Origin of the sequence: Nocardia brasiliensis IFM 10847 (assembly GCF_000710915.1) — a bacterium.
Lineage (GTDB): Bacteria > Actinomycetota > Actinomycetes > Mycobacteriales > Mycobacteriaceae > Nocardia > Nocardia brasiliensis_A.
In genome coordinates this window covers 38,890-61,215 of sequence record NZ_BAUA01000028.1, presented here as the reverse complement: position 1 = coordinate 61,215, position 22,326 = coordinate 38,890, and the positions used below count along the sequence as shown (strand labels likewise).

Here is a 22,326-nt window from a genome sequence, read left to right as displayed (position 1 = left end):
CGGTACGTGATCTTCGGGGGTCCGTCAGGGTGGGGGTATCAGCTAGTCAGGGTGTCGATCATCCTCGAGGATGATCGAAATCGACACCTTCTGGTGACGCGCGTCGCCCGATTTTCGGGAATGCTGGTCGTCATGATCGAGCTGAGAGGGCTGACCAAGCACTACGGGCAGACCGTCGCGGTTCAGGATCTCTCCTTCACCGTTCGACCCGGACAGGTGACGGGGTTCCTGGGCCCGAACGGCGCCGGTAAGTCGACGACGATGCGAATGATCCTCGGGCTGGACAAGCCCACCGCGGGGACCGCGCACATCTTGGGCAAGCCATACCGGGAACTGGACCATCCGCTGCGCACCGTCGGCGCGCTGCTCGACGCCAAGTGGGTGCATCCGAACCGTTCGGCGCGCGCCCACCTCGAGTGGATGGCCGCCTCCAACGACATCCCGAAGTCGCGGGTGGAGGAGGTGCTGCGACTGGTCGGCCTGTCCGAGGTGGCGGGCAAGACCGCGGGCGGCTTCTCGCTCGGCATGTCGCAGCGGCTCGGTCTGGCCGGCGCGCTGCTCGGCGACCCGCAGGTGCTGCTGTTCGACGAGCCGGTCAACGGCCTCGACCCGGAGGGCATCCTGTGGATCCGCCGGTTCATGCAGCGCCTGGCCGCCGAGGGCCGCACCGTGCTGGTCTCCAGCCACCTGCTCTCGGAAATGGCACAGACCGCCGAACACCTCGTGGTGATCGGGCGCGGGCAGCTCATCTCCGACACCACCACCCAGGAATTCATCGAGCGCGCCTCCGAACAGTCGGTGCGCGTGCGCAGCCCGCAGCTCGACCAGTTGCGCAGCCTGCTCACCTCCAACGGCATGACCGTGCGCGAAGACGGCAGCGGCCAGGACGGGCCCGCGCTCGTCGTGGCGGGTGTGGCCAGCGACGCGGTCGGCAAACTGGCCGGCGCGAACGACATCACGCTGTTCGAGCTCGCGCCGCAGCGTGCCTCGCTGGAGGAAGCGTTCATGCGGATGACCGGCGGCGCGGTGCAATACCACGGCGAAGGCCTCGAACAGGCGATGGGAGGTGCGCTCTGATGGGCGTGCTGGCAGCAGAACGAATCAAGCTCACCTCGACCAGGTCGCCCTGGTGGTGCTCGGCGGTCGTCGTCGCGCTCGGTCTCGGCCTCGCCGCGCTGTTCTCGCTGGTGGTCAAGTCCTCCGGGGAGGATCCCGCGCAGGGCACCCCGAATCTGGACGTGAGCACCGCGACCTCGGGTGTCGTCGGGTTCGGCGTGATGGTGCTGATGATCATGGCCGCATTGACCGTGACCAGCGAGTACCGCTTCGGCGTCATCCGGACCACGTTCCAGGCGGTGCCCAATCGCACCAAGGTGCTGCTGACCAAGACCGCGCTGGTCGGCGTCTTCAGCGCCGTGCTCACCACGATCCTGGCCTTCCTCGCCGTCGGCGTGGCCAAGGCGATCGCGGGCTCGGCCCCGAACGCCGATCTGGCCCTGGACGGACAGTGGCGGGCGGTCTACGGCATCCCGATCTACGCCTTCCTCATGATCGCCGTCGCCATCGGCGTCGGCGTGCTGGTCCGCCAGTCGGCGGCCGCGATCTCGCTGATCGTGCTCTGGTCGCTGCTGATCGAGCCGCTGCTCGGCGCGTTCGGCAGCTTCGGGCGCAACGTGGGACCGTTCCTGCCGTTCCAGAACGCCAGCCACTTCCTGAGCGTCTCGGATTCGGGTGCCAACTGGCACTGGGGTCCGTGGGGCAGCCTGCTCTACTTCGCCGCCTTCACGGCGATCGTTTACGGCGCCGCACTGGTCCTGGTGAACCAGCGCGACGCCTGACCACGAACTACCCGAGTCGCCCTCCCTCGCCACTCGGGTTGGGGCGCCGACCTTGTCGGGAGGTCCGTGCGCCCATGCACCGCCCGCCACTGCCCGGTGGACGGTGTGACCATCGGCCCGGTGCGAATCCCCTTCGCGCCGGGCCGATGATGTTTTGGCCGAGGGCATTATCGCTGGTCGGCGAGCACTGTGAACATCGCGGAAACTGTGAATCACGTCGCTTCAGCGGGGCCGGATCCGCGAGTACAGTTCGAACCAGCAACCAGCTCGTTATCCATCGGCGGCCCCAATGTCGTGCCCGCTGCGTCCGTCGGGAGGTAGCACGGTGGCCATGATCAGCGATCCACCAGCCGCGGGACGGCTGAGATACCCTCTGCACGTGAGCGAAACACCTTCCGGCGGTGCTGCGCCCGGGTCGGATTCGGAGGGCGAGGATGCCCTTCCGCCCGAGGTCGTCATCCCGCTGGTACCCGCGGACGCGGACGGGCCGATCCGCCGCTCCCGCGCGGGGCTGCGCAAAGGTCAGCTTTCCACGCTGATGAACGCGGCGAACAATCGGAAAGATCTCATCGGAGTGCTCCGCAAAGCGCGCGAGCAGCTGCCCGGTGACCCTTCTTTCGGTGACCCGCTGTCGGTTTCGGGCCCCGGTGGCGCGCGGGCCGTCGCGCGGGCCGCGGACAAGCTGGTCGGCGACACCCCCAGCGCGGCCAGGGAGATCGGCTTCGGTGCGTTGCAGGTCTGGCAGGCGATGCTGGAGCGGGTCGGCCGCGGCAAAGGTAACCAAGAGATAACCGTAATGTTCACCGACCTGGTCGCGTTCTCCAGTTGGTCGCTGTCCGCGGGCGACGAGGCGACCCTGGAGTTGCTCCGCCGGGTGGCCAAGGCCATCGAGCCGCCGATCGCCGAGCGCGGCGGTCAGGTGGTCAAGCGGATGGGCGACGGCGTCATGGCGGTGTTCCCGTCCGCCGAGCGCGCGGTGCGTGCCGCGATCAACGCCAAACGCAATCTGGCCGATGTGAAGGTGCGGGATTACCGCCCGCAGATGCGGATCGGCCTGCACACCGGCTCGCCGCGGGAGATCGGCGGCGACTGGCTCGGCGTGGACGTCACCATCGCGGCCCGGGTGATGGAGGCGGGCGGCAACGGCAACACGATGCTGTCCGAGGCGACGCTGCAGTCGCTGCAGCCGGAGACCCTCGCGGAACTGGGCTACGTCGTGAAGCCGTACCGCCGCAGCTTCTTCGCCGCGCCGCTCAACGGGGTCCCCGAAGACCTGCGCATCTTCCGGCTGTCGGAGAACTGAGTCAGGACCCGACCCACCAGGTGATGCCGCCCGCCGCGGCGAGTACCGCGCAGACCCCGAGTGCGATCGATAGCGGTCGCGCCGTTTTCCACGTCGTATACGCCCCGCCGAGCAAGAAGCCGGCCAGGGCGATCAAGAGAATCACGGTGACATCAGTAGACACGGGGCCCATTGTGCTCTGTCCTGATGACTCGCTTCGCACGCGCTTCCTGCGGTGATCTGACCCACGGCCGATTAACAAGCACGCGCGCTTGCTTTTTTCTGTGCACGGTGTGATGCTGAACCCCGGAACGCGGACTTCACGGGTGCGGCACGCGGCTGCGTCCTGCCGGTCCGGCACCGCAGAGGAGGCATACCCGCTGATGAGTACGCTGGCCGCGAATCCGGAGGTCCTCCGGATCGGCAACTGTTCCGGCTTCTACGGCGATCGGTTCAGCGCGATGCGCGAGATGCTCGAAGGTGGGCAGCTCGACGTGCTCACCGGGGACTACCTCGCCGAGTTGACCATGCTGATCCTCGGCCGGGACCGGATGAAGGACCCGAGCCTCGGTTATGCCAAGACCTTCGTCAAACAACTCGAGGACTGCCTCGGGCTGGCGTTGGAACGCAACGTGCAGATCGTCGCCAACGCGGGCGGTCTGAATCCCGCGGGGCTCGCCGAGCGCCTGCGCAAGGTGGCCGCGGACCTCGGCCTCGACGCCAAGATCGCTTACGTCGAAGGCGACGATCTGGTCGGGCGCGCAGGCGAACTCGGCCTCGGCGCCCCGCTCACCGCCAATGCCTACCTCGGCGCCTGGGGCATCGTCGAATGCTTGAACGCCGGCGCCGATATCGTGGTGACCGGCCGGGTCACCGACGCGTCGGTGGTCGTCGGCCCGGCGGCCGCCCACTTCGGCTGGGGCCGAGCCGATTACGATCAGCTGGCGGGTGCGGTGGTGGCCGGGCATGTGATCGAGTGCAGCACCCAGGCCACCGGCGGCAACTTCGCCTTCTTCACCGAACTCGCCGATCTCGGCCGGCCGGGCTTCCCGATCGCCGAAATCCGCAGGGACGGCAGCAGTGTCATCACCAAGCACGAGGGCACCGGCGGCGCGGTCACGGTCGACACGGTCGCGGCGCAGCTCATGTACGAGATCCAGGGCGCGCGCTACGCCGGCCCGGATGTCACCTCTCGGCTGGACACCGTGCGACTCGCCGCCGACGGCCCGGACCGGGTGCTGATCAGCGGTGTCGCCGGCGAGGCCCCGCCCGACACGCTGAAGGTCTCGCTGAACACCCTCGGCGGCTTCCGCAACGAGATGGCGTTCATCCTCACCGGACTCGATATCGAGGCGAAAGCCGCACTGGCACAGCGTCAGCTGGAGTCCTGGCTGCCGACCAAGCCCGCGGAGCTGGACTGGACGCTGGCCCGTCTGGACCGGCCCGACGCCGACACCGAGGAGCAGGCCAGCGCGCTGCTGCGCTGCGTGGTGCGCGACGCCGACCCGAACAAGGTGGGCCGTGCCTTCTCCAGCGTCGCCGTCGAGCTGGCACTGGCCAGCTATCCGGGGTGCAGCTTCACCACGTTGCCCGGCAACGGTTCGCCCTACGGTGTGTACACGCCGGGCTACGTCGCGGCCACCGAGGTGCCGCACGTCGCGGTGCTGCCGGATGGCTCGCGCACCGATATCGCGCCCGCCGCGGACACGCTCGCACTGGCCGAGGTGAGCGCGCCCGCGCTGCCGGAACCGTTCGTGGGCAAGGAAACCCGGCGCGCGCCGCTCGGCAGCATCGCACTGGCCCGCAGCGGCGACAAAGGCGGCAACGCCAATGTCGGCGTCTGGGTGCGCACCGAGGACCAATGGCGTTGGCTGGTGCACACACTCACCGTCGACCGGGTGAAAGAGCTGCTGCCCGAGGCCGCCGCGCTGACCGTGACCCGGCACGTGCTGCCCAATCTGCGCGCGGTCAACTTCATCATCGAGGGACTGCTCGGACAGGGCGTCGCCTATCAGGCCCGATTCGACCCACAGGCCAAAGGACTCGGCGAATGGCTGCGGTCCCGTCATCTCGACATCCCATTGGAGTTGCTATGAATTGGAATACTCCTGAGCGGCGCGAATTGCGTGCCACGGTGCGCAGTTTCGCGGAGCGCGAAGTCCTGCCCTATCTGGACGAGTGGGAGCGCGACGGGGAGATCCCGCGCGAGCTGCACAAGAAGGCGGGCGCGCTCGGTCTGCTCGGCATCCAATTCCCGGAAGCCGTGGGCGGTTCCGGCGGTGACGGCATCGACGCGATGATCGTCTGCGAGGAACTGCACCAGGCGGGGGCCTCCGGTGGCTTGTTCGCTTCGTTGTTCACCTGCGGTATCGCGGTGCCGCACATGATCGCCGCGGGCAACCCCGAGCAGATCGAGCGGTGGGTGCGCCCGACACTGGCGGGGGAGAAGATCGGCTCGCTCGCCATCACCGAGCCCGGCGGCGGCTCCGATGTCGGCCACCTCACCACCACCGCGCGCCGCGACGGCGACCACTACATCGTCAACGGCGCCAAGACCTACATCACCTCGGCCTGCCGCGCCGACTACGTGGTCACCGCTGTCCGCACGGGTGGGCCCGGCTCGCAAGGGATTTCGCTTCTCGTGGTGGAGAAGGGCACGCCGGGCTTCACCGTGAGCCGCAAGCTGGACAAGATGGGCTGGCGCGCCTCCGACACCGCCGAACTGTCCTACGTGGACGTCCGGGTGCCCGCGGCGAACCTGGTCGGCGCGGAGAACTCCGGCTTCTTCCAGATCGCGGGCGCGTTCGTCAGCGAGCGGGTCGGCCTTGCGGTGCAGGCGTATTCGAGCGCGCAGCGCTGCCTCGATCTCACCCTGGAATGGGTGCGCAGCCGGGAAACCTTCGGCCGTCCACTGATCAGCAGGCAGGCCGTGCAGAACACGGTCACCGAGATGGCGCGGCGCATCGATGTCGCCCGCGTCTACACCCAGGATGTGGCCCAGCGCAGCGCGAACGGCGAGACCGACCTGATCGCCGAGGTCTGCTTCGCCAAGAACACCGCCGTCGAGGCGGGCGAATGGGTGGCCAACCAGGCGGTCCAGCTGTTCGGCGGCCTCGGCTACATGCGCGAATCCGAGATCGAACGCCAATACCGCGACATGCGCATCCTCGGCATCGGCGGTGGCACCACCGAAATCCTGACCGGCCTTGCCGCCAAACGATTGGGGTACCAGTCTTGACCACCCTGCGCAGCACGTTGGACACCGCGTCGCCGGATTACGCGGCCGCGGCGCAAGCCATGACCGCCAAGCTCACCGAGGTCGAGGGGGAGTTCGCGAAGGCGATCGCGGGCGGCGGGCCGGAGAAGCTGGCCCGGCATCGCAAGCGCGGCAAGCTGACCGCGCGCGAACGGATCGAGCTGCTCGTCGACGAGGATTCGCCGTTCCTGGAGTTGTGCCCGCTGGCGGGGTGGGGCAGCGAATTCCACGTCGGCGCGAGCACCATCGCGGGCATCGGGATCGTGGAGGGCGTCGAATGCATGATCGTCGCGCCCGACCCGACCGTGCGCGGCGGCACCTCCAACCCGTGGACGCTGCGAAAGACATTGCGGATCAACGACATCGTGCGGGAGAACCGGCTGCCGGTGATCTCGCTGGTGGAGTCCGGCGGCGCGGACCTGCCGACGCAGAAGGAAGTCTTCGTGCCCGGCGGTCGCATGTTCCGCGACCTCACCCGCGCCTCGGCGGCCGGAATACCTACCATCGCACTGGTTTTCGGTAACTCGACCGCGGGCGGCGCCTACATCCCCGGCATGTCCGATCACGTGGTGATGATCAAGGAGCGCTCCAAGGTGTTCCTCGGCGGCCCGCCGCTGGTCAAGATGGCGACGGGAGAGGAGTCCGACGACGAATCGCTCGGCGGCGCCGATATGCACGCCCGCGTCTCGGGTCTGGCCGACTACTACGCGATCGACGAGCAGGACGCGATTCGGCTCGGCCGCGCCATCGTCCGCAGGCTGAACTGGCGCAAGCAGGGCCCGGCGCCGCGCCCGACGGTGCTCGAGCCGCTGTACGACCCCGAGGATCTGCTCGGCATCGTGCCCTCGGATCTGAAGATTCCGTTCGACCCGCGCGAGGTGATCGCGCGCATCGTGGACGGCTCCGATTTCGACGAGTTCAAGCCGCTGTACGGCAGCAGCCTGGTCACCGGGTGGGCGGAGCTGCACGGCTACCCGATCGGCATCCTGGCCAACGCGCGGGGCGTGCTGTTCTCCGAGGAATCGCAGAAGGCCACCCAGTTCATCCAGCTGGCGAACAAGACCGATACGCCACTGCTGTTCCTGCACAACACCACCGGCTACATGGTCGGCAAGGAGTACGAGCAGAAGGGCATCATCAAACACGGCGCGATGATGATCAACGCGGTCTCCAATTCGACGGTGCCGCATATCTCCGTGCTGATGGGCGCCTCCTATGGCGCCGGGCACTACGGGATGTGCGGGCGCGCCTACGACCCGCGTTTCGTCTTCGCCTGGCCCAGTGCGAAATCCGCCGTGATGGGTGGCGCGCAACTGGCCGGTGTCATCTCGATCGTGAGCCGGGCGGCAGCCGAGGCCAAGGGCCAGCCGTTCAACGAGGAGGCCGACGCCGGGATGCGCGCCATGGTCGAGGCGCAGATCGAGGCCGAGTCGCTGGCCATGTTCATGTCCGGTCGTCTCTATGACGACGGCGTCATCGATCCGCGCGATACCCGCACCGTGTTGGGAATGTCCTTGTCGGCCATTCACAACGCCCCGATCAAGGGCGCCGACGGCTTCGGCGTCTTCCGAATGTGAGGGTCCAATGACTACTGCATCGCAGCGTGATTCCGGGACCGGCGGGCTGTCGAGTGTCCTGGTCGCCAATCGAGGTGAGATCGCGCGCCGCGTGTTCGCCACCTGTCGGCGTACCGGTCTGAGCACCGTCGCGGTCTATTCGGACGCGGACGCGGCCGCTCCGCATGTGGCGGAGGCGGATTCGGCAGTACGGCTGCCCGGCAACACCCCGGCCGAAACCTACCTGCGCGGTGATCTGATCATCGAGGCGGCGCTGTCCGCGGGCGCCGACGCCGTGCACCCCGGCTACGGATTCCTTTCCGAGAACGCCGATTTCGCGAAGGCAGTGCTGGCGGCGGGGCTGGTCTGGATCGGCCCGCCGGTCGAGGCGATCGAGCAGATGGGCTCCAAGGTCGCCGCGAAGAAGATGATGGACGCCGCGGGCGTCCCCGTGCTCGCCGAGCTGGACCCGGCCGAAGTCACCGAGGATCAGCTGCCGGTCCTGATCAAGGCGTCCGCGGGCGGCGGCGGGCGCGGCATGCGCGTGGTCCGCAGCCTGGCCGAATTGACCACGCAGCTCGAAGGGGCGCGGCGCGAGGCGGAATCGGCCTTCGGCGATCCGACGGTGTTCTGCGAGCGGTACCTCGAAACCGGCAGGCATATCGAGGTGCAGGTGATGGCCGATACGCACGGCACCATCTGGGCGGTCGGCGAGCGCGAATGCTCCATTCAGCGCAGGCATCAGAAGGTCGTCGAGGAGGCGCCCTCGCCGCTGGTCGAGCGCACCGAAGGGATGCGCGAGCGGCTGTTCGAGGCGGCGCGGCTGGCCGCGGGCGCGATCGGTTACACCGGCGCGGGCACGGTGGAATTCCTCGCCGACGAGCGCGGCGAATTCTTCTTCCTCGAGATGAACACCCGCCTACAGGTGGAGCATCCGGTCACCGAGTGCACCACCGGCCTGGATCTGGTTCGCCTGCAACTCGACGTGGCGGCCGGTGCCGCACTGCCGTCGCAACCGCCTGCGATGCACGGGCATTCGATCGAGGTCCGGCTCTACGCCGAGGATCCGGCGCAGGACTGGCAGCCGCAGAGCGGTACCGTGCACCGGCTCGACATCCCGTTGGTGCGCACCGAATTCGATCTGCTCGACCGGCCGGGTATCCGACTGGACACCGGTGTGGTGGACGGTTCGGTGGTCGGCGTGCACTACGACCCGATGCTGGCCAAGGTCATCTCCTACGCCGAAACCCGCGACGAGGCGGCACGGTTGCTGGCGACCGCGCTGCACCGGGCACAGATCCACGGCCTGGTGACCAACCGCGACCTGCTGGTCCGGGTACTGCGCCACCCGGCCTTCCTGGCCGGGGACACCGATACCGCGTTCTTCGGCACGCACGGATTGGACACGCTGGCAGCGCCTTTGGTGTCCGAGGCCGACGAGGCGCTGTCTCTGGTGGCGGCCGCGCTGGCCGATGCCGCGGCGAACCGCGCTGCGGCCCGGACGGGCGGCGGACTGCCCAGCGGCTGGCGCAACCTGCCGTCGCAGTCGACGCACAAGCTGTTCGAGAGCCGTACCAGCGGCACGCACGATATCGGCTACCGCTACACCCGCGGGGTGGTCGCGGTGGACGGTCACGAGGGCCTCGAACTCCTCGAGTCGAGCGCCGACCGCGTGGTGCTCGCGGTGCCGGGCGAAAGAGGCCCGGTCCGTCGGCATTTCGCCGTCGCCAGGTACGGCGATCTGGTGTGCGTGGACTCGCCGCTCGGGCCGGTCAGCGCGCGCAAGCTGCCGCGCTTCAGCGATCCGGCCGACCAGGTGGCCACCGGCTCCCTGCTCGCGCCCATGCCCGGCAGCGTGATCCGGCTCGGCGCCGAGGTCGGCAGCCAGGTCGAACAAGGTCAGCCCATTCTGTGGCTGGAGGCGATGAAGATGGAGCACACCATCGCCGCCCCCGCCGCCGGCGTGCTCAGCGCCGTCAACGTCACCGTCGGCCAGCAGGTCGACGTGGGCGCCGTCCTTGCCGTCGTCGATCCCGCCGAGAGCAACGAAAACCAGGAGTCTTGAATGAGAGAGCGCAGCGAACGAATCATGTGCCGGCGTGCACAGCACATGCCGGAACCGAGCGTCAGCGAGGTGCGGGCATGAGCTTCGTCGAAACCGAAGAACAGCAGGCACTACGGGCCGCTGTTGCCGCGCTGGCCGCGAAATACAACTATCGCGACTACGTGCTGCCGAAAGCCCGCGCCAACGAGCCGCTCACCGAATTGTGGGACGAGGCAGGCAAACTCGGCTTCCTCGGGGTGAACCTGCCGGAGGAGTACGGCGGCGGTGGCGCGGGGCTCTACGAGCTGGCGCTGGTGATGGAGGAGCTGTCCGCGCAGGGCGCGGGCCTGCTGCTGATGGTGGTCTCCCCGGCCATCTGCGGCACCATCATCACCAAGTACGGCACCGATGAGCAGAAGCAGACCTGGCTGCCCAAACTCGGTGACGGCAGCGCCAAGATGGTGTTCGGCATCACCGAGCCGGACGCGGGCTCCAATTCGCACCAGATCACCACCACCGCGCGCCGCGACGGCGAGGACTGGATCCTCAACGGCCGCAAGATCTACATCTCCGGGGTGGATCAGGCCGAGGCCGTGCTGATCGTGTCGCGCACCGAGGATCACAAGACCGGCAAGCTCAAGCCCGCGCTGTTCATCGTGCCGACCGATGCCGAAGGCTTCCACAAGACGCCGCAGGAAATGGACATCATCGAGCCGGATCATCAGTTCACGCTGTTCCTCGACGACGTGCGGCTGCCGGCGAACGCGCTGGTGGGTAAGGAAGACGCCGCGCTGATGCAGTTGTTCGCCGGCTTGAATCCGGAGCGGGTGATGGGCGCCGCGATGGCGATCGGCCTTGGCCGCTACGCCATCGATCGTGCGGTGCAGTACGCCAAGGAGCGCACGGTGTGGAAGACGCCGATCGGTGCGCACCAGGGCATCTCGCATCCGCTGGCGCAGGTGAAGATCGAGCTCGAGCTGGCCAAGCTGATGATGCGCAAGGCCGCGACGCTCTACGACCTCGGCGACGAGATGGGTGCCGCCGAGGCCGCGAACATGGCGAAATACGCTGCGGCGGAGGCGAGTATCAAGGCGCTGGATCAGGCTATCCAGACGCACGGCGGCGCGGGCCTGACCAAGGAGTACGGCCTGGCCGCGATGCTGGCTGCCGCGCGCATCGGCCGGATCGCCCCGGTCAGCCGGGAGATGGTGCTGAACTTCGTCGCGCAGTACTCGCTCGGCCTGCCCAAGTCCTACTGACCACGTCCGCCCGCCGGGGCGCCGAGCGCGGTACCCCGGCGCGGCGATGAGGAGACTCGATGACCGAGACATCCACCGCGCCCTACGTCCGCTACGACGTCGCGGACGGTTTCGCGACGCTCACACTGGATTCGCCGCACAACCGCAACGCGCTGTCGTCGAAGCTGGTGGCCGAACTCTTGCAGGGCCTGGATGCGGCCGCGGCCGACGACAAGGTGCGCGGCATCGTCCTCGCCCACACCGGCAACACGTTCTGTGCCGGCGCCGACCTGTCCGAGGCCAGTAACGCCGATCCCGCGGTGGCCGCCGACGAGCGCACCCGCGTGATGATCGGCGTGCTGCGCCGCCTGATCGCCACGCCCAAGCCGGTGATCGCGCAGATCGACGGCAACGTGCGGGCCGGCGGGATGGGCATCGTCGCGGCCTGCGATATCGCGGTGGCCGGGCCGACGAGCAGTTTCGCGCTCACCGAGGTGCGCATCGGGCTGGCCCCGTTCATGATCTCGCTCACCCTGCTGCCGCGCCTGAGCTCGCGGGCCGCGTCGCGCTACTTCCTGACCGGGGAGAAGTTCGATGCCGCGGTGGCCGAGCAGATCGGGCTGATCAGCACCGCGGCGGCCGATCCGGTGGCCGAGATGGCGCGCTTGCGCGCGGAGCTGCGCAAAGGCTCGCCGCAGGGGCTGGCCGAGAGCAAGCGGCTGGTCAACGCGGCCATGCTGGCCGAGTTCGACGCCTCGGCCGAGGAACTCGCGCAACGCTCGGCGAGCTTTTTCGGCACCCCCGAGGTGCACGAGGGCATGCTGGCCTTCCTGCAGCGCCGTCCCGCGAGCTGGGCAGAATAGCCCTCATGGCGACACCCCACGAACCCAAGCAGGACCGCAGCCGAGCCACCCGGCAGCGCCTGCTGGAGGCGACCATCGACTGCCTGGCCGAAACGGGCTGGGCGGCGGCGACGGTCGCGGTGGTCGCCGAGCGGGCGGGGGTGTCCCGGGGCGCGGCCCAGCATCACTTCCCCACCAGGGAGGACCTGATCACCGCCGCGCTCGAGTACATGTTCGACACCAGGACCCAGCAGGCCAAGGACGAGGCGGTGGCCATGGCCGAGGTGGCCAGTGGGGTCGGTCGCACGGAGGCGGTGGTCGCCGGGCTGGTCGAGTCGTACACCAGCCCGCTGTTCAAGGCGGCGTTGCAGGTGTGGACGCACGCGGCCGCCGATCCCGCGCTGCGAGAGCGAATCGTCCCGCTGGAAGCCAAGTTCGGCCGTATCTCGCACCGGCGCGCGGTGGAGGCGCTCGGCGTGGACGACTCCGATCCGGTCACCCATCATCTGGTGCAGGCCACGCTGGACATGGCGCGCGGGCTCGGCCTGGCCGACGTGCTCACCGACGACTCCGCGCGGCGCAAGGACATCGTGCAGCAGTGGGCGGCGACGCTGCACGAGGCGCTGCACGGCCGCCGCTGAGATCAGTTGTCCGCCTGTGGTTCCCCGGCCTGTGCGGGCGATGCGTCGGTCGGGCCGTTCGCCGGGCGAACGTGCTCGAACCATCGAGCCGATTCTTCGGCGGTGAGGGCCCGCTCGAGCACGAGATCGGCGGGTACGAACGGGAAGTAGCGGCCCGCGGGCCAGTGGCGCTCGTACGGCGGCGGATCGAGCACCAGCACCCGGGCGCCGCCGAGCACCGGGATATCCGCGGGCGTGCCCTCGTTCCATATCCAATCACCATCGGGTGCAACGAGATTGAATGCACCGACGGTGGGCGCCTGCCCCTCGGCGTCGCGGCACATCGCCGCCGCCTCGGCCGACGGGCGCGCGCCGGGCAGGTGCTGATCGCCGAGCAGCACGTCGGCGAGCAGGGTGTGCAACTGGAAGTTGTCGGCGATCCCGGTCATCCGCAGCAGGTAGCCGGTCCCGGTCTCGCGGTGCAGGGCCACCAGGGGTTCGTCGTCGAGCAGCGCCAGCATGTAGGCCAGTTCCTTGAACCAGCGCCCCGAGCACTCGGCGAGGTCGCCGTGGCGCTGCGCCAGGATCTGGCAACCCTCGGGCCCGAACAGCTTTCGCACCCGCTGATGCTGCAGCATCGCCAGCGCGGGGGAGACCCACTGGGCCAGCGTCCACCACCCCATCAGCGGCTCCAGCCCGAACCGGTCGAGCCACGCGTAGTCGGCGTCGGTGGTGTCCGGGTCGGGCGGCTCGGTGCCCATGCTCTCGCGCCAGTGCTCGGCGAATTGCCGGGCGTATCCGAGTGATTTGGCCAGATTCGCGAGGATCACGGGCGCGCACTCCACCGCGTCGTCCGCGGTGGTCACGTACGCGCCCACCATGTTCGCGATCTGTGGCCGCGCCCCGGGCGGCACATGGTCGAGCAGCGGGGCGAGCGCTTTGCACCCGCGTACGATGATCTCGGTGTCTGCTCCGTCCAGCGCGGCCATGAGTTCCTCTTGCGCGAGCCGGGTCTGCTCGGGTTCGCGCGCCGACAGCGCCTGCATGAAAGCACCCACGGCAGTGAAGAAACGGTCGTCACCCGAACTCATGACGCCACCTCGCCGACGCTCGGTTCGGTCGGGCGCGTGGTGCACTGCCACCCGGTTGGCTCACTGCGTTCGTTCACGGCTGCACGGTATTGACTGCGACGGTGCCTTGTCGACCCCCATAGTCAGGGGCAACACCGTGTGTTTCACCGGCTTTCGCGGGTCTGTGCGGCCGGGTGCCGGGGCGCGCCGATCGCGACCGTCGGCGCACCTGAGCTGATCCGCGCGCAACCGTCCTTGCTTGCCTTAGGGTCTGGCGTATGGACAGTGCGGAGTACGGCGGGCTCGAGCAAACCCTCGGTCAGCCGATTGCCGGTAGCGCGCCCGCGGAATGGGGCTTCCAGAACCGTACCGACCTGCTCACCCTGGCCGACGGCGACCGGATGGTCCTGCAGCGCTACCGCGATCCCGACGATGCCGAGCGCAGGTTGCGGATCATGCACACGCTGCTGGAGCCCGCCGCCAAGCGGGGCATCACCATTCCGCGCATCCGCCGCTTCGATCTCGACGCCGATCCCGCCTGGATCGTCTTCGACGCGCTGCCCGGTGTGCCGGTACCGGCCAGCGCCGCGATCGGTCCGGACAGCGCGCGTTTCCCGGCCATCGCGCGGGAGATGGGCCTGCTGCTCGCGGCCTTCCGCCGCCTGCCCACCGCGGGCCTGCAACTCGACGACCTCTGGGCCACCCCGACCCGGCTCGCCCAGCAGGCGAGTGGCTGGGCCGCCCGGCTCGAACCCGAGCTGTCCGGCCCGCAGCGCGCGAACCTGGACCAGGTTCTGAAGGCCTATCCCGCGCTGTTCGCCGAGCGCCGCACGGTGCTCGCGCACGGGGATTTCACCCCGGTGAATATCCTCACCGACGGCGAAACCATCACGGGCCTGCTCGATTTCGAGTCCGTCCGGCTCGCCGACCCGCTCTTCGATCCCGCGTGGTGGGCGTGGTCGGTCGGTTTCGCGGGCGGCGAGGTGCTGGCACCCGCCTGGCCCGGATTCCTCGAGGCCGCGAAGTTCGACCCCGCCGAACCCGAGCTCGCCGAGCGCGTGCGCGCCCTGCAGATCCTGCGGATGCTCGAATTGCTCACCAGCCAGAACGATCTCAGTCCGAAGATCCGAGACGCGGTGTACGGCAAGCTGGTCGCCGAACTGTAGCGCCTTTACTTCGCCGGGTAGGCCTCGCCACCACCGCATGGCCCTGCTCGCGCGTTCTGCCGCGTTCACAGGGAGGACGAACCAGCCCGCTCGAGTGTGACATCGCCGGTGGTGTGCGTAATCCGCACCGGGCGGGGCCCGGTGCGGATCGAGCGGACTATCGGGTGGCGGTGAGGTCGTACAGGGTTACGCCGTCCACCTCGGTGGCGGTGTAGTTGTCCTTGACCCACTGCGTGATCTGATTGCTGGTGGATTGTCCGTCGTCGCCGGGTCCGCCTTCGCGTTCGCTGCGATTGCTGCCGATGAAATAGTGGATCTTCCCTTCTGCCACATACTGTTTGAACTGATCGAGGGTCGGCGACGGATCGCTGCCGTTGAAACCGCCGATGGGCATGACAGGTAGCTCGGTGGCGAGCTGGAAGCCCGCGGCGCTGTTGGAGCCGATGGCGGCGGCCACCCAGGTGTAGGTGCTGCCGTTCTGCTCCAGCAGGGCGACGACCTTGTCGCTGGGTTTGCTCGCGCCGAGCAGCCCGCCCGCCGGACCGCCCAGCATTTCGCGGCCCGGACCGGTTGCCGGTGCCGGGCCGCCCGGCAGGCCCTGGCGTCCGGGACCTTGCCCGCCGTCACCGTGCGGCATCCGGCCACCGGGCATGCCTTCACCCCACGGACCGGGACCGAACATCCCGAACCGGCCGACGTTCGGGCCCGCCGACGGGATCGAGCCCTCGTGCGCGGTCGCGATGGTGTCGACGGCGTACGCGGTCGGCCCGGCCAGGCCGGTGAACGCGATGGTGAGCGCGGAGACGACGGCCAGCTTGCGCCGCGCGGGCACGAGCGCGACGAGCGTCGCGAGGACGCCCGCGACGAGCACGGTCCAACGCAGCCAGGGCTGCCAGTGAGCGCTGCGGGACAACAACATCCATGCCGTCGCGGTGGTCAGCCCGACCGCGAGCGCGAGCATCAGCCGCACCCACAGTCGCTGCCGTTCCCGCCACAGCAGTACCGCGCCCGCACCGGCCAGCGCCGCCACCGCGGGCGCGAGTGCCACCGTGTAGTACTGGTGGAAGATGCCGGCCATGAAGCTGAAGGTCAGCCCGGTCGCCAAGAGCCAACCGCCCCACAGGATCAGTTCGGCGCGCTGTCGATCGGTCCGGGCGGCTCTGCCGCGCAACAGGATTCCGGCCACCAGGGCGACCAGCGCGGCGGGGATCAGCCACGCGATCTGGCCCCCCTGTGCGGGCTCGAACATCCGGGTGATGCCGGGACTGCCCCACATGCCGCCGCCCCCGGTCGGCAGGTCGGCGCCACCCATGCCGACGCTGCCGCGCTCGTTGCCGTTCAGCCTGCCGAGCCCGTTGTAGCCGAGGGTGAGTTCGAGAATCGAATTGTTCTGTGACCCACCGATCCACGGACGCGAAGAGGCAGGCCACAGCTCGACGGCCAAGAGCCACCAGCCGGCGGCCGCCACCATGGCTGCTCCGGCGGCCAGCAGTTGCAGCACCCGCTTGCCGAGTTTCGGCGGCCCGGCGATCAGGTAGGTCAGCGCGAGCGGCGGCACCACCAGCAGCACCTGCAACTGCTTGGTGAGGAAGCCGAATCCGACGAATACGCCGGTGAGCACCAGCCAGCGCCACCGGCCGTCCTCGACCGCGCGGGTGATCGCCCACGCGGCGGCCACCATCAGGAACACCAGCAGCGCGTCCGGGTTGTTGAACCGGAACATCAGCGCGGCAACGGGAGTCACCGCGAGCACCAGCCCGGCGAGCAGCCCGGCGGCGGGGCCGAACGGCCTGCGCACGGTCGCCCAGACCAGGGCGACGCTCGCCACGCCGAGCAGCACCTCCGGTACCAGAATGCTCCAGCTGTTCAGGCCGAAGGCGCGCACCGACAGCTCCATCAGCCACAGCGAGGCGGGCGGTTTGTCCACGGTGATCGAGTTCGCGGCATCAGAGGAGCCGAAGAAGAACGCTTTCCAGGACACCGAACCGGCTTGTACCGCAGCGGAATAGAACGAGTTGGCCCAGCCGTTGGCGCTCAGGTTGCACAGGTAGGCGATTCCCGTGCCGAGTAGTAGTGCGGCCAAAGCGGGGAGTTCCCAGCGGTTCCCGCGCTTTCTCGGCGGTTGCTCGGGTGCCGCGGTCGGCCGCGCCAGCGTCGCCGTCATCGTGTTCCTCCCTCGGTGCCCAGCACCGTTGCACCGGCTGCGTCGCTCGTCTCGGGCCGCACCGTCACCGCCGTCCTGGACGTGCTGTCGGGTGTGTTCCGGAAGACCCAGCGCAACCCGACGAAGCGCAGAATGGTCGCCACCAGGTTCGCCACGACGAGCACGAACAACTCCAGGTGCACCGGCGCGTCCGGCGCCCAATGGTGCAGCGTGAACAGCGACCCGCTGGTCAGGGCCAGCCCGATGCCGAAGATCACCAGCCCTTGGAACTGATGCGAGACCACGCCGGTCGACCCGCGCACGCCGAACGTGAAGGCGCGGTTGGCCGCCGTGTTCGCGACGGCGGTGATCAGCAATGCGAGGAAGTTGGCCACCTGCGCGCCGGTAAACGATTGCAGCGCAACGTAAAGCAGGAGGTAGGCGAGCGTGCTGAGCACGCCGACGATGGCGAAGCGCACCAACTGGCCGACCATGCCGAGCGGCACGCCGGGCACCAGCGGCTCGCGCCCCACCGCGCGGCGCAGCTCGTCCATCGGCAGCGCGCCGGTGGCCAGGGCCCGGCCGAGCCGGCCGATGCCGAGCAGATCCTTGCGCGCGGTGTCCAGGATGTCGACCCGGCTGTCCGGATCGTCGATCCAGTCCACCGGCACCTCGTGGATGCGCAGGCCGGCGCGCTCGGCGAGCACCAGCAATTCGGTGTCGAAGAACCATTCGCCGTCGCGCACCAGCGGCAGCAGCCGGCGCGCCACCTCGGTGCGCATTGCCTTGAAACCGCATTGGGCGTCCGAAAAGTGTGCTTGCAGTGACGCTTTCAGCAATAGGTTGTAGCAGCGCGAGATGAATTCCCGCTTCGGTCCGCGCACCACCCGCGACGACGCGCTGAGCCGGGTGCCGATCGCCAGGTCGGAATGCCCGGTGATCAGCGGCGCGACCAGCGGCAGCAACGCGTTGAGATCGGTGGACAGGTCGACGTCCATGTATGCGACCACCTGAGCGTCGGAGTGTTCCCACACCGCACGTAGCGCCCGCCCTCGGCCCTTGGCGTCCAGGTGCACCACCCGCACGCCGTCCAGCTCGTCCGCGAGCAGCCGTGCCACCTCGAGGGTGGCGTCGGTGCTGGCGTTGTCGGCGACCGTGATCCGCGCCGTGAAGGGGAACCCCTCGCGCAGATACGCGTGCAGCCTGCGCACACAGACGCCGAGGTCGGTTTCTTCGTTGTAGACCGGGATCACCACATCGAGCACGGGTGTCCCGCTTTTCTCGGCTCTTTCCGCAGCCGCGACGGTCACAGTCTCGGTCATGGTGACCACCCTCGACGGTCACGCTGCCACGGAGCTGGGCCTCAGCTGTGAGGTTGCTGGGGGCGGAAGCGGTACGCGGCCCGCTCGGCGTAGCGTACGGTCGAAGTATCGGGGCCGTTCAGGTCCTGCGAGCAAAGGACCACGCTTGTCCGACAAGTCTCCGCGCAGCTCGATGTCGAAGAAATCCGGAAAGTCGCTCAAGGAGAAGCGAGCCGACAAGAAGTCGAAGGCCGCCGCCGAACCGAGCATCCTCGACCCGAAGAAGCGTTGATCGCCGCTGAGCGAGGCCGTCCTACATCCTCGCTCAGCGATCCGCATCGACCCGGGGCCGTGGGCGCACCCGCAGGGCGCGCCCGAACGATGTCGGCCCAGGTCAGGTGCGTGCCCGAGCTTCGGTTGCGGGCACCGCCGGCGCACCTCGACGACGTATCGACCCCAGCGCCGCGACCGCACCGAGCAACGCGACCGCGCCGCTCACCGCCAGCGTCGCCTGCACGCCCGCCGCGGCGGCGATCCGGATCGCCTCGTCGAGGGCCGCCCGTGTCGGCACGGGCGCGAGTTGCACCAGCGTCGCGGACTGCCCGCCCGCCACCGCCCGCGCCGCGGCCTGTGGCTCCGGTACGCCGTGCGCGGCGAGCACGTCCCCCGCGCGCGCCGTGAACACGCTGCCGAGCGTCGCTATGCCGAAAGTGAAGCTGAGCTGCTGCGCGGTATTGAGCGAGCCGGTCGCCATGCCCGCCCGCTGCCACGGCACCGCCGCCATGGCCGCCGAACTCAGCGTGGCGGTGGCCAGGCCGACGCCGAGGCCCACCACCAGGAACCCGGGAAGCACTGCGAACCAACCGGATTCACCGTCCACCAGCAGCGCGCCGAGCACACCGCCGGCACCCGTCGCGCCCAGTCCGCCCGCGATGATCGGACCGCGGCGCTCGCCGTGCAGGAACCGGCCGATGCTGCCGGAAATCAGAAAAGCCATGACGGACAACGGAAGGCCGACCGCCCCGGCCTGGATCGCGCTGAGCCCGAGCACCGACTGCAACCAGATCTGGGTGTACATCAAAGCGCCGAAGGCGCCGAAGAACAACGCGCCCGCGGCGATCAGCACGCCGAGAAACGAGCGGTCCCGTAGCAGCGCCAGGTCGAGCATGGGTTGCGCCGAGACCCGTTCGACCACCAGGAACACCGCCAGCGCCGCCGCGCCGAGCAACAGCAGGCCCCAGGCGAGCGGGTCGGACCAGCCGTGCACACCGGCGCGGATCAGCGCGTAGGTGGCCGCCGCCGCGGTGACGGTGAACGTCGCCATGCCTGCCAGGTCGACGCGGCCGCGCCGCGCCCGCGCCGGTTCGGTGAGCACCGCGCAGGTGAGCGCGATGGCGACCGCGCTCACCGGCAGGTTGACGAAGAAGATCCACCGCCAGGACGCGAGGTCGGTGAGCAGGCCGCCGACGATCGGCCCGATGGCGCTGGACGCGCCCGCGACCGAACCCCAGACCCCGTAGGCGACGCCTCGATCCCGCCCGTCGTAGGCGTCGTTCAACAGCGCGAAGGTGGTGCACGCCATGGCGGTCGCGCTGATGCCCTGCGCCACGCGCGCCGCCACCAGCACGGTCGGATTCGGCGCGATAGCGCAGAGCAGCGAGGCGGCGGCGAAGCCGATCGAGCCGACCAGGTAGGCGCGCCGGTGTCCGGCCAGGTCGGCGATCGAGCCCGCCCCGAGCATCAGCGCCGCCATCGCGAGGGCGTAGCCGTCGACGACCCATTGCAGTGCGCTGAACGATGCGTCCAGGTCGTTTCGTATGTCCGGTAGTGCGACGTTCACGATGGTGACGTCGATCAGCAGCATGAAGGTGCCCAGACACACCGTCAGCAGCGGCAGCCATTTCCGCAAAGCCGTTGTCCTCTCTGGGTTTCGGGGGAAGGTGAGACGGCGTCGAGTATTCGCAGCGACACGATGACCGGTCGCCTCGTCGCGAATCGGGCGTAGATTTCCTCCTTGTGGCCACCCCGCTGGTAGAAAAAAGTGCCCTGATGGACGAGATGGACGCGCAGATCGTGCACGCGCTCCAGTTCGATCCACGGGTGCCGTTCAATCGGCTGGCCGCCGAGCTCGGCGTCGCCGAGCAGACCGTCGCCCGCCGCTATCGCCGGTTGCGCCGGGATGGGGTGGTGCGGGTGATCGGGGCCGTCGATCCGCGCGCGCTCGGCGAGAACGACTGGATCATCCGGGTGCGCTGCCGTCCGGACGGCGCCCGGCAGGTGGCGGAGGCGCTGGCGCGCCGCGACGACGCGGCCTGGGTGAGCATCGCCGCAGCGGGGGCTGAGGTGTCGTTCTCCCTGCACCCGCGCAGCGCACAGGAACGCGACGAACTGCTGGTCCAGCGGTTGCAGCGGTCCGCGCCGGTGCACGACATCACGGCCGCGATGGTGTTGCACCGATTCGTCGGTCCGGACGTGATCGATTGGCGCGGTAGGCAATTCGCCCGGAGTGCAGCCGACACCCCGGACGCGGAAGGCTCCGGCGCGGACCTCCGGTTGCGTCCGGAGGATCTGGCTCTGGTCGAGCTGTTGTCCAGGGACGGGCGCACCGGCTACTCGGCGCTGGCCCGGGCCACCGGCCTGACGACCGGGCGGGTGCTGCGCCGGATCGCCGCCTTGCAGGTAGCGAACATTCTCTACTTCGACCTCGATATCGCCCCTGCCGCACTGGGTCCGAGCCTGTCGGCCTTCCTGTGGTTGCGCGTCGCGCCCGCACGGCTCGACGCCGTCGGCCGCGCCCTCATCGAGCATCCCGAAACCGACTACGCCGCAGCGGTCACCGGGCCGTCCAACCTCTACGCGGTGCTCACCGCGGCGACCGCCGACGACCTGTACCGCTATGTCACGACGAAGATGGCGACCCTGGACGGCGTGCACAGTTTCGAGCTGACCCCGGTGCTGGAGCGCTGCAAACAGGCGGGCGCCCGGATCGCGGCAGGCCTGCTCACGCCACCGGCGCCGGCGCCGCCCCGCGCGCCGCGCAACCGCAGGGCGGCAACCGTGCCCGGGCAGGTGCCACGGCCCGAGCGAGGCCAACGGCCGGACGATGGCATCGGTACCGCTGGTAGCGGGTAGCATCCGGAATCGTGATGCGCAGCGGGCGAAAAGTGGACGAGGTGCCGCGCAAGCGCGTCGACGCACGCACGGAGCGATGGCGCGAACACCGGCTGAAGGTGCGCGCGGAGTTCGTGGACGCGGCCTTCCGTGCGCTGGACAAGTTCGGCCCGGACGTCAGCATGGGCGATATCGCCAAGGAGGCCGGTGCCGCGAAACCCAAGCTGTACCGGCATTTCGAGGACAAGACCGATCTCTACAACGCGATCGTCGACCGGGTCCGCGACATGCTGTGGGAACAGATCATCGCCAGCTTCGACCTGACCAACGATTCGGCGCGCGAACTCGTGCGCCGGGGCGCCGCGGAGTATGTCCTCGTGGTGTCGGAGCACCCGAACGTCTTCCGGTTCATGCTGCACAGCCATTTCGCGCAGCAGTCCGACGATTCCGAACGAGCGCTGCAATCGGCCCGCCAGTCGGCCAAGCGCGCCGCCGATCTGTTCGCGGAGCTGCTCGCGGAGAAGTCGGTCGAGGTCGACGGGGTGGAATTGGTCATCTATTCGATCTTCGGCGCGGTCGCCTCGGCCACCGACTGGTGGCTCGGCGCGAACCGGCTGTCTACCCAGTCCATGCCGATCGAAAAGTTCGTCGCCTATCTCGCGGAAACCATTTCCGCGCTGACCGAAGCGAATGCCCGGCTCAACGGCATCACCATCGATGCCGATCTGCCACTGCATCTCGCATTCGCGAGCGAATAAGGTCCGTCGCAACCACGCGAACCACGGTGTTCTCGCTGAGCCGCTTCGTCGAGGTCAGCTGCGTTTGCGACACCCTTATTGTCGCAGCACCCACCGACAGG

General features: G+C 69.0%; 19 protein-coding genes. 14 read left to right on the top strand and 5 right to left on the bottom strand.

What is annotated here, in order from left to right; genetic code table 11:
- Positions 1–132 precede the first annotated feature (132 nt).
- The 3 genes from NBRGI_RS05875 (at position 133) to NBRGI_RS05865 (ending at position 3,141) form a co-directional block, all read left to right on the top strand.
- A complete protein-coding gene (locus tag NBRGI_RS05875) occupies positions 133–1,077 on the top strand; it encodes an ABC transporter ATP-binding protein (protein WP_029893272.1) in 945 nt (314 codons plus the stop codon).
- Positions 1,077–1,838, top strand: a complete 762-nt coding sequence (locus NBRGI_RS05870; RefSeq protein WP_029893270.1) for an ABC transporter permease — start codon at positions 1,077–1,079, stop codon at positions 1,836–1,838. The genes NBRGI_RS05875 and NBRGI_RS05870 overlap by 1 nt, the downstream gene beginning before the upstream one ends.
- A gap of 538 nt (positions 1,839–2,376) precedes the next feature.
- Positions 2,377–3,141, top strand: a complete 765-nt coding sequence (locus NBRGI_RS05865) for an adenylate/guanylate cyclase domain-containing protein (protein ID WP_036557637.1) — start codon at positions 2,377–2,379, stop codon at positions 3,139–3,141.
- Between the two features lies 1 nt (position 3,142).
- Here NBRGI_RS05865 and NBRGI_RS48460 read toward each other — a convergent pair whose 3' ends face one another.
- Complete coding sequence (locus NBRGI_RS48460; protein WP_162483017.1) at positions 3,143–3,304, bottom strand: hypothetical protein; 162 nt, start codon at positions 3,302–3,304, stop codon at positions 3,143–3,145.
- Positions 3,305–3,503: 199 nt separating this feature from the next.
- Here NBRGI_RS48460 and NBRGI_RS05855 point away from each other — a divergent pair, with 199 nt between their 5' ends.
- The 7 genes from NBRGI_RS05855 to NBRGI_RS05825 all read left to right on the top strand — a co-directional run bounded on the left by NBRGI_RS05855 (position 3,504) and on the right by NBRGI_RS05825 (position 12,697).
- Positions 3,504–5,216, top strand: coding sequence for an acyclic terpene utilization AtuA family protein (locus NBRGI_RS05855; RefSeq protein WP_029893267.1), 1,713 nt, complete (start codon positions 3,504–3,506; stop codon positions 5,214–5,216).
- Complete coding sequence (locus NBRGI_RS05850) at positions 5,213–6,358, top strand: acyl-CoA dehydrogenase family protein (protein WP_029893265.1); 1,146 nt, start codon at positions 5,213–5,215, stop codon at positions 6,356–6,358. Before NBRGI_RS05855 ends, NBRGI_RS05850 begins: the two co-directional genes overlap by 4 nt.
- The gene (locus tag NBRGI_RS05845; RefSeq protein ID WP_029893263.1) at positions 6,355–7,953 is read left to right on the top strand and encodes an acyl-CoA carboxylase subunit beta; all 1,599 of its coding nucleotides are present in this window, start codon (positions 6,355–6,357) and stop codon (positions 7,951–7,953) included. The genes NBRGI_RS05850 and NBRGI_RS05845 overlap by 4 nt, the downstream gene beginning before the upstream one ends.
- A gap of 7 nt (positions 7,954–7,960) precedes the next feature.
- Positions 7,961–9,997: an acetyl/propionyl/methylcrotonyl-CoA carboxylase subunit alpha gene (locus NBRGI_RS05840; RefSeq protein WP_051727527.1), complete on the top strand. Its 2,037-nt coding sequence runs from the start codon at positions 7,961–7,963 to the stop codon at positions 9,995–9,997.
- Positions 9,998–10,074: 77 nt separating this feature from the next.
- Complete coding sequence (locus NBRGI_RS05835; protein WP_029893259.1) at positions 10,075–11,235, top strand: acyl-CoA dehydrogenase family protein; 1,161 nt, start codon at positions 10,075–10,077, stop codon at positions 11,233–11,235.
- A 59-nt stretch (positions 11,236–11,294) separates the two neighbouring features.
- The gene (locus NBRGI_RS05830; protein WP_029893256.1) at positions 11,295–12,077 is read left to right on the top strand and encodes an enoyl-CoA hydratase family protein; all 783 of its coding nucleotides are present in this window, start codon (positions 11,295–11,297) and stop codon (positions 12,075–12,077) included.
- Between the two features lie 5 nt (positions 12,078–12,082).
- A complete protein-coding gene (locus NBRGI_RS05825) occupies positions 12,083–12,697 on the top strand; it encodes a TetR/AcrR family transcriptional regulator (protein WP_029893255.1) in 615 nt (204 codons plus the stop codon).
- A gap of 2 nt (positions 12,698–12,699) precedes the next feature.
- Here the strand turns inward: NBRGI_RS05825 and NBRGI_RS05820 are convergent, their stop codons facing one another.
- Positions 12,700–13,767 (bottom strand): hypothetical protein, encoded by a 1,068-nt coding sequence (locus NBRGI_RS05820; protein ID WP_051727526.1) that lies wholly within the window; start codon positions 13,765–13,767, stop codon positions 12,700–12,702.
- A gap of 257 nt (positions 13,768–14,024) precedes the next feature.
- Between NBRGI_RS05820 and NBRGI_RS05815 the strand changes: the two genes are divergently transcribed.
- Positions 14,025–14,912, top strand: coding sequence for an aminoglycoside phosphotransferase family protein (locus NBRGI_RS05815; protein WP_029893253.1), 888 nt, complete (start codon positions 14,025–14,027; stop codon positions 14,910–14,912).
- A gap of 157 nt (positions 14,913–15,069) precedes the next feature.
- Here the strand turns inward: NBRGI_RS05815 and NBRGI_RS05810 are convergent, their stop codons facing one another.
- Both NBRGI_RS05810 and NBRGI_RS05805 read right to left on the bottom strand, forming a co-directional pair.
- Entirely contained in the window at positions 15,070–17,076 is a 2,007-nt protein-coding gene (locus tag NBRGI_RS05810) for a glycosyltransferase family 39 protein (RefSeq protein WP_029893252.1), read from the bottom strand.
- Entirely contained in the window at positions 17,073–18,377 is a 1,305-nt protein-coding gene (locus tag NBRGI_RS05805; protein WP_235210865.1) for a bifunctional glycosyltransferase family 2/GtrA family protein, read from the bottom strand. Before NBRGI_RS05805 ends, NBRGI_RS05810 begins: the two co-directional genes overlap by 4 nt.
- A gap of 145 nt (positions 18,378–18,522) precedes the next feature.
- On the opposite strand from NBRGI_RS05805, the gene NBRGI_RS49575 reads away from it, so the two are divergent.
- Entirely contained in the window at positions 18,523–18,648 is a 126-nt protein-coding gene (locus tag NBRGI_RS49575) for a hypothetical protein (protein WP_267467266.1), read from the top strand.
- Positions 18,649–18,750: 102 nt separating this feature from the next.
- Here NBRGI_RS49575 and NBRGI_RS05795 read toward each other — a convergent pair whose 3' ends face one another.
- The gene (locus NBRGI_RS05795; protein ID WP_029893248.1) at positions 18,751–20,265 is read right to left on the bottom strand and encodes an MFS transporter; all 1,515 of its coding nucleotides are present in this window, start codon (positions 20,263–20,265) and stop codon (positions 18,751–18,753) included.
- Between the two features lie 140 nt (positions 20,266–20,405).
- On the opposite strand from NBRGI_RS05795, the gene NBRGI_RS05790 reads away from it, so the two are divergent.
- A complete protein-coding gene (locus tag NBRGI_RS05790) occupies positions 20,406–21,488 on the top strand; it encodes an Lrp/AsnC family transcriptional regulator (RefSeq protein ID WP_148310699.1) in 1,083 nt (360 codons plus the stop codon).
- Positions 21,489–21,502: 14 nt separating this feature from the next.
- Positions 21,503–22,225, top strand: coding sequence for a TetR/AcrR family transcriptional regulator (locus NBRGI_RS05785; RefSeq protein ID WP_029893244.1), 723 nt, complete (start codon positions 21,503–21,505; stop codon positions 22,223–22,225).
- The last annotated feature ends 101 nt before the right edge of the window (positions 22,226–22,326 follow it).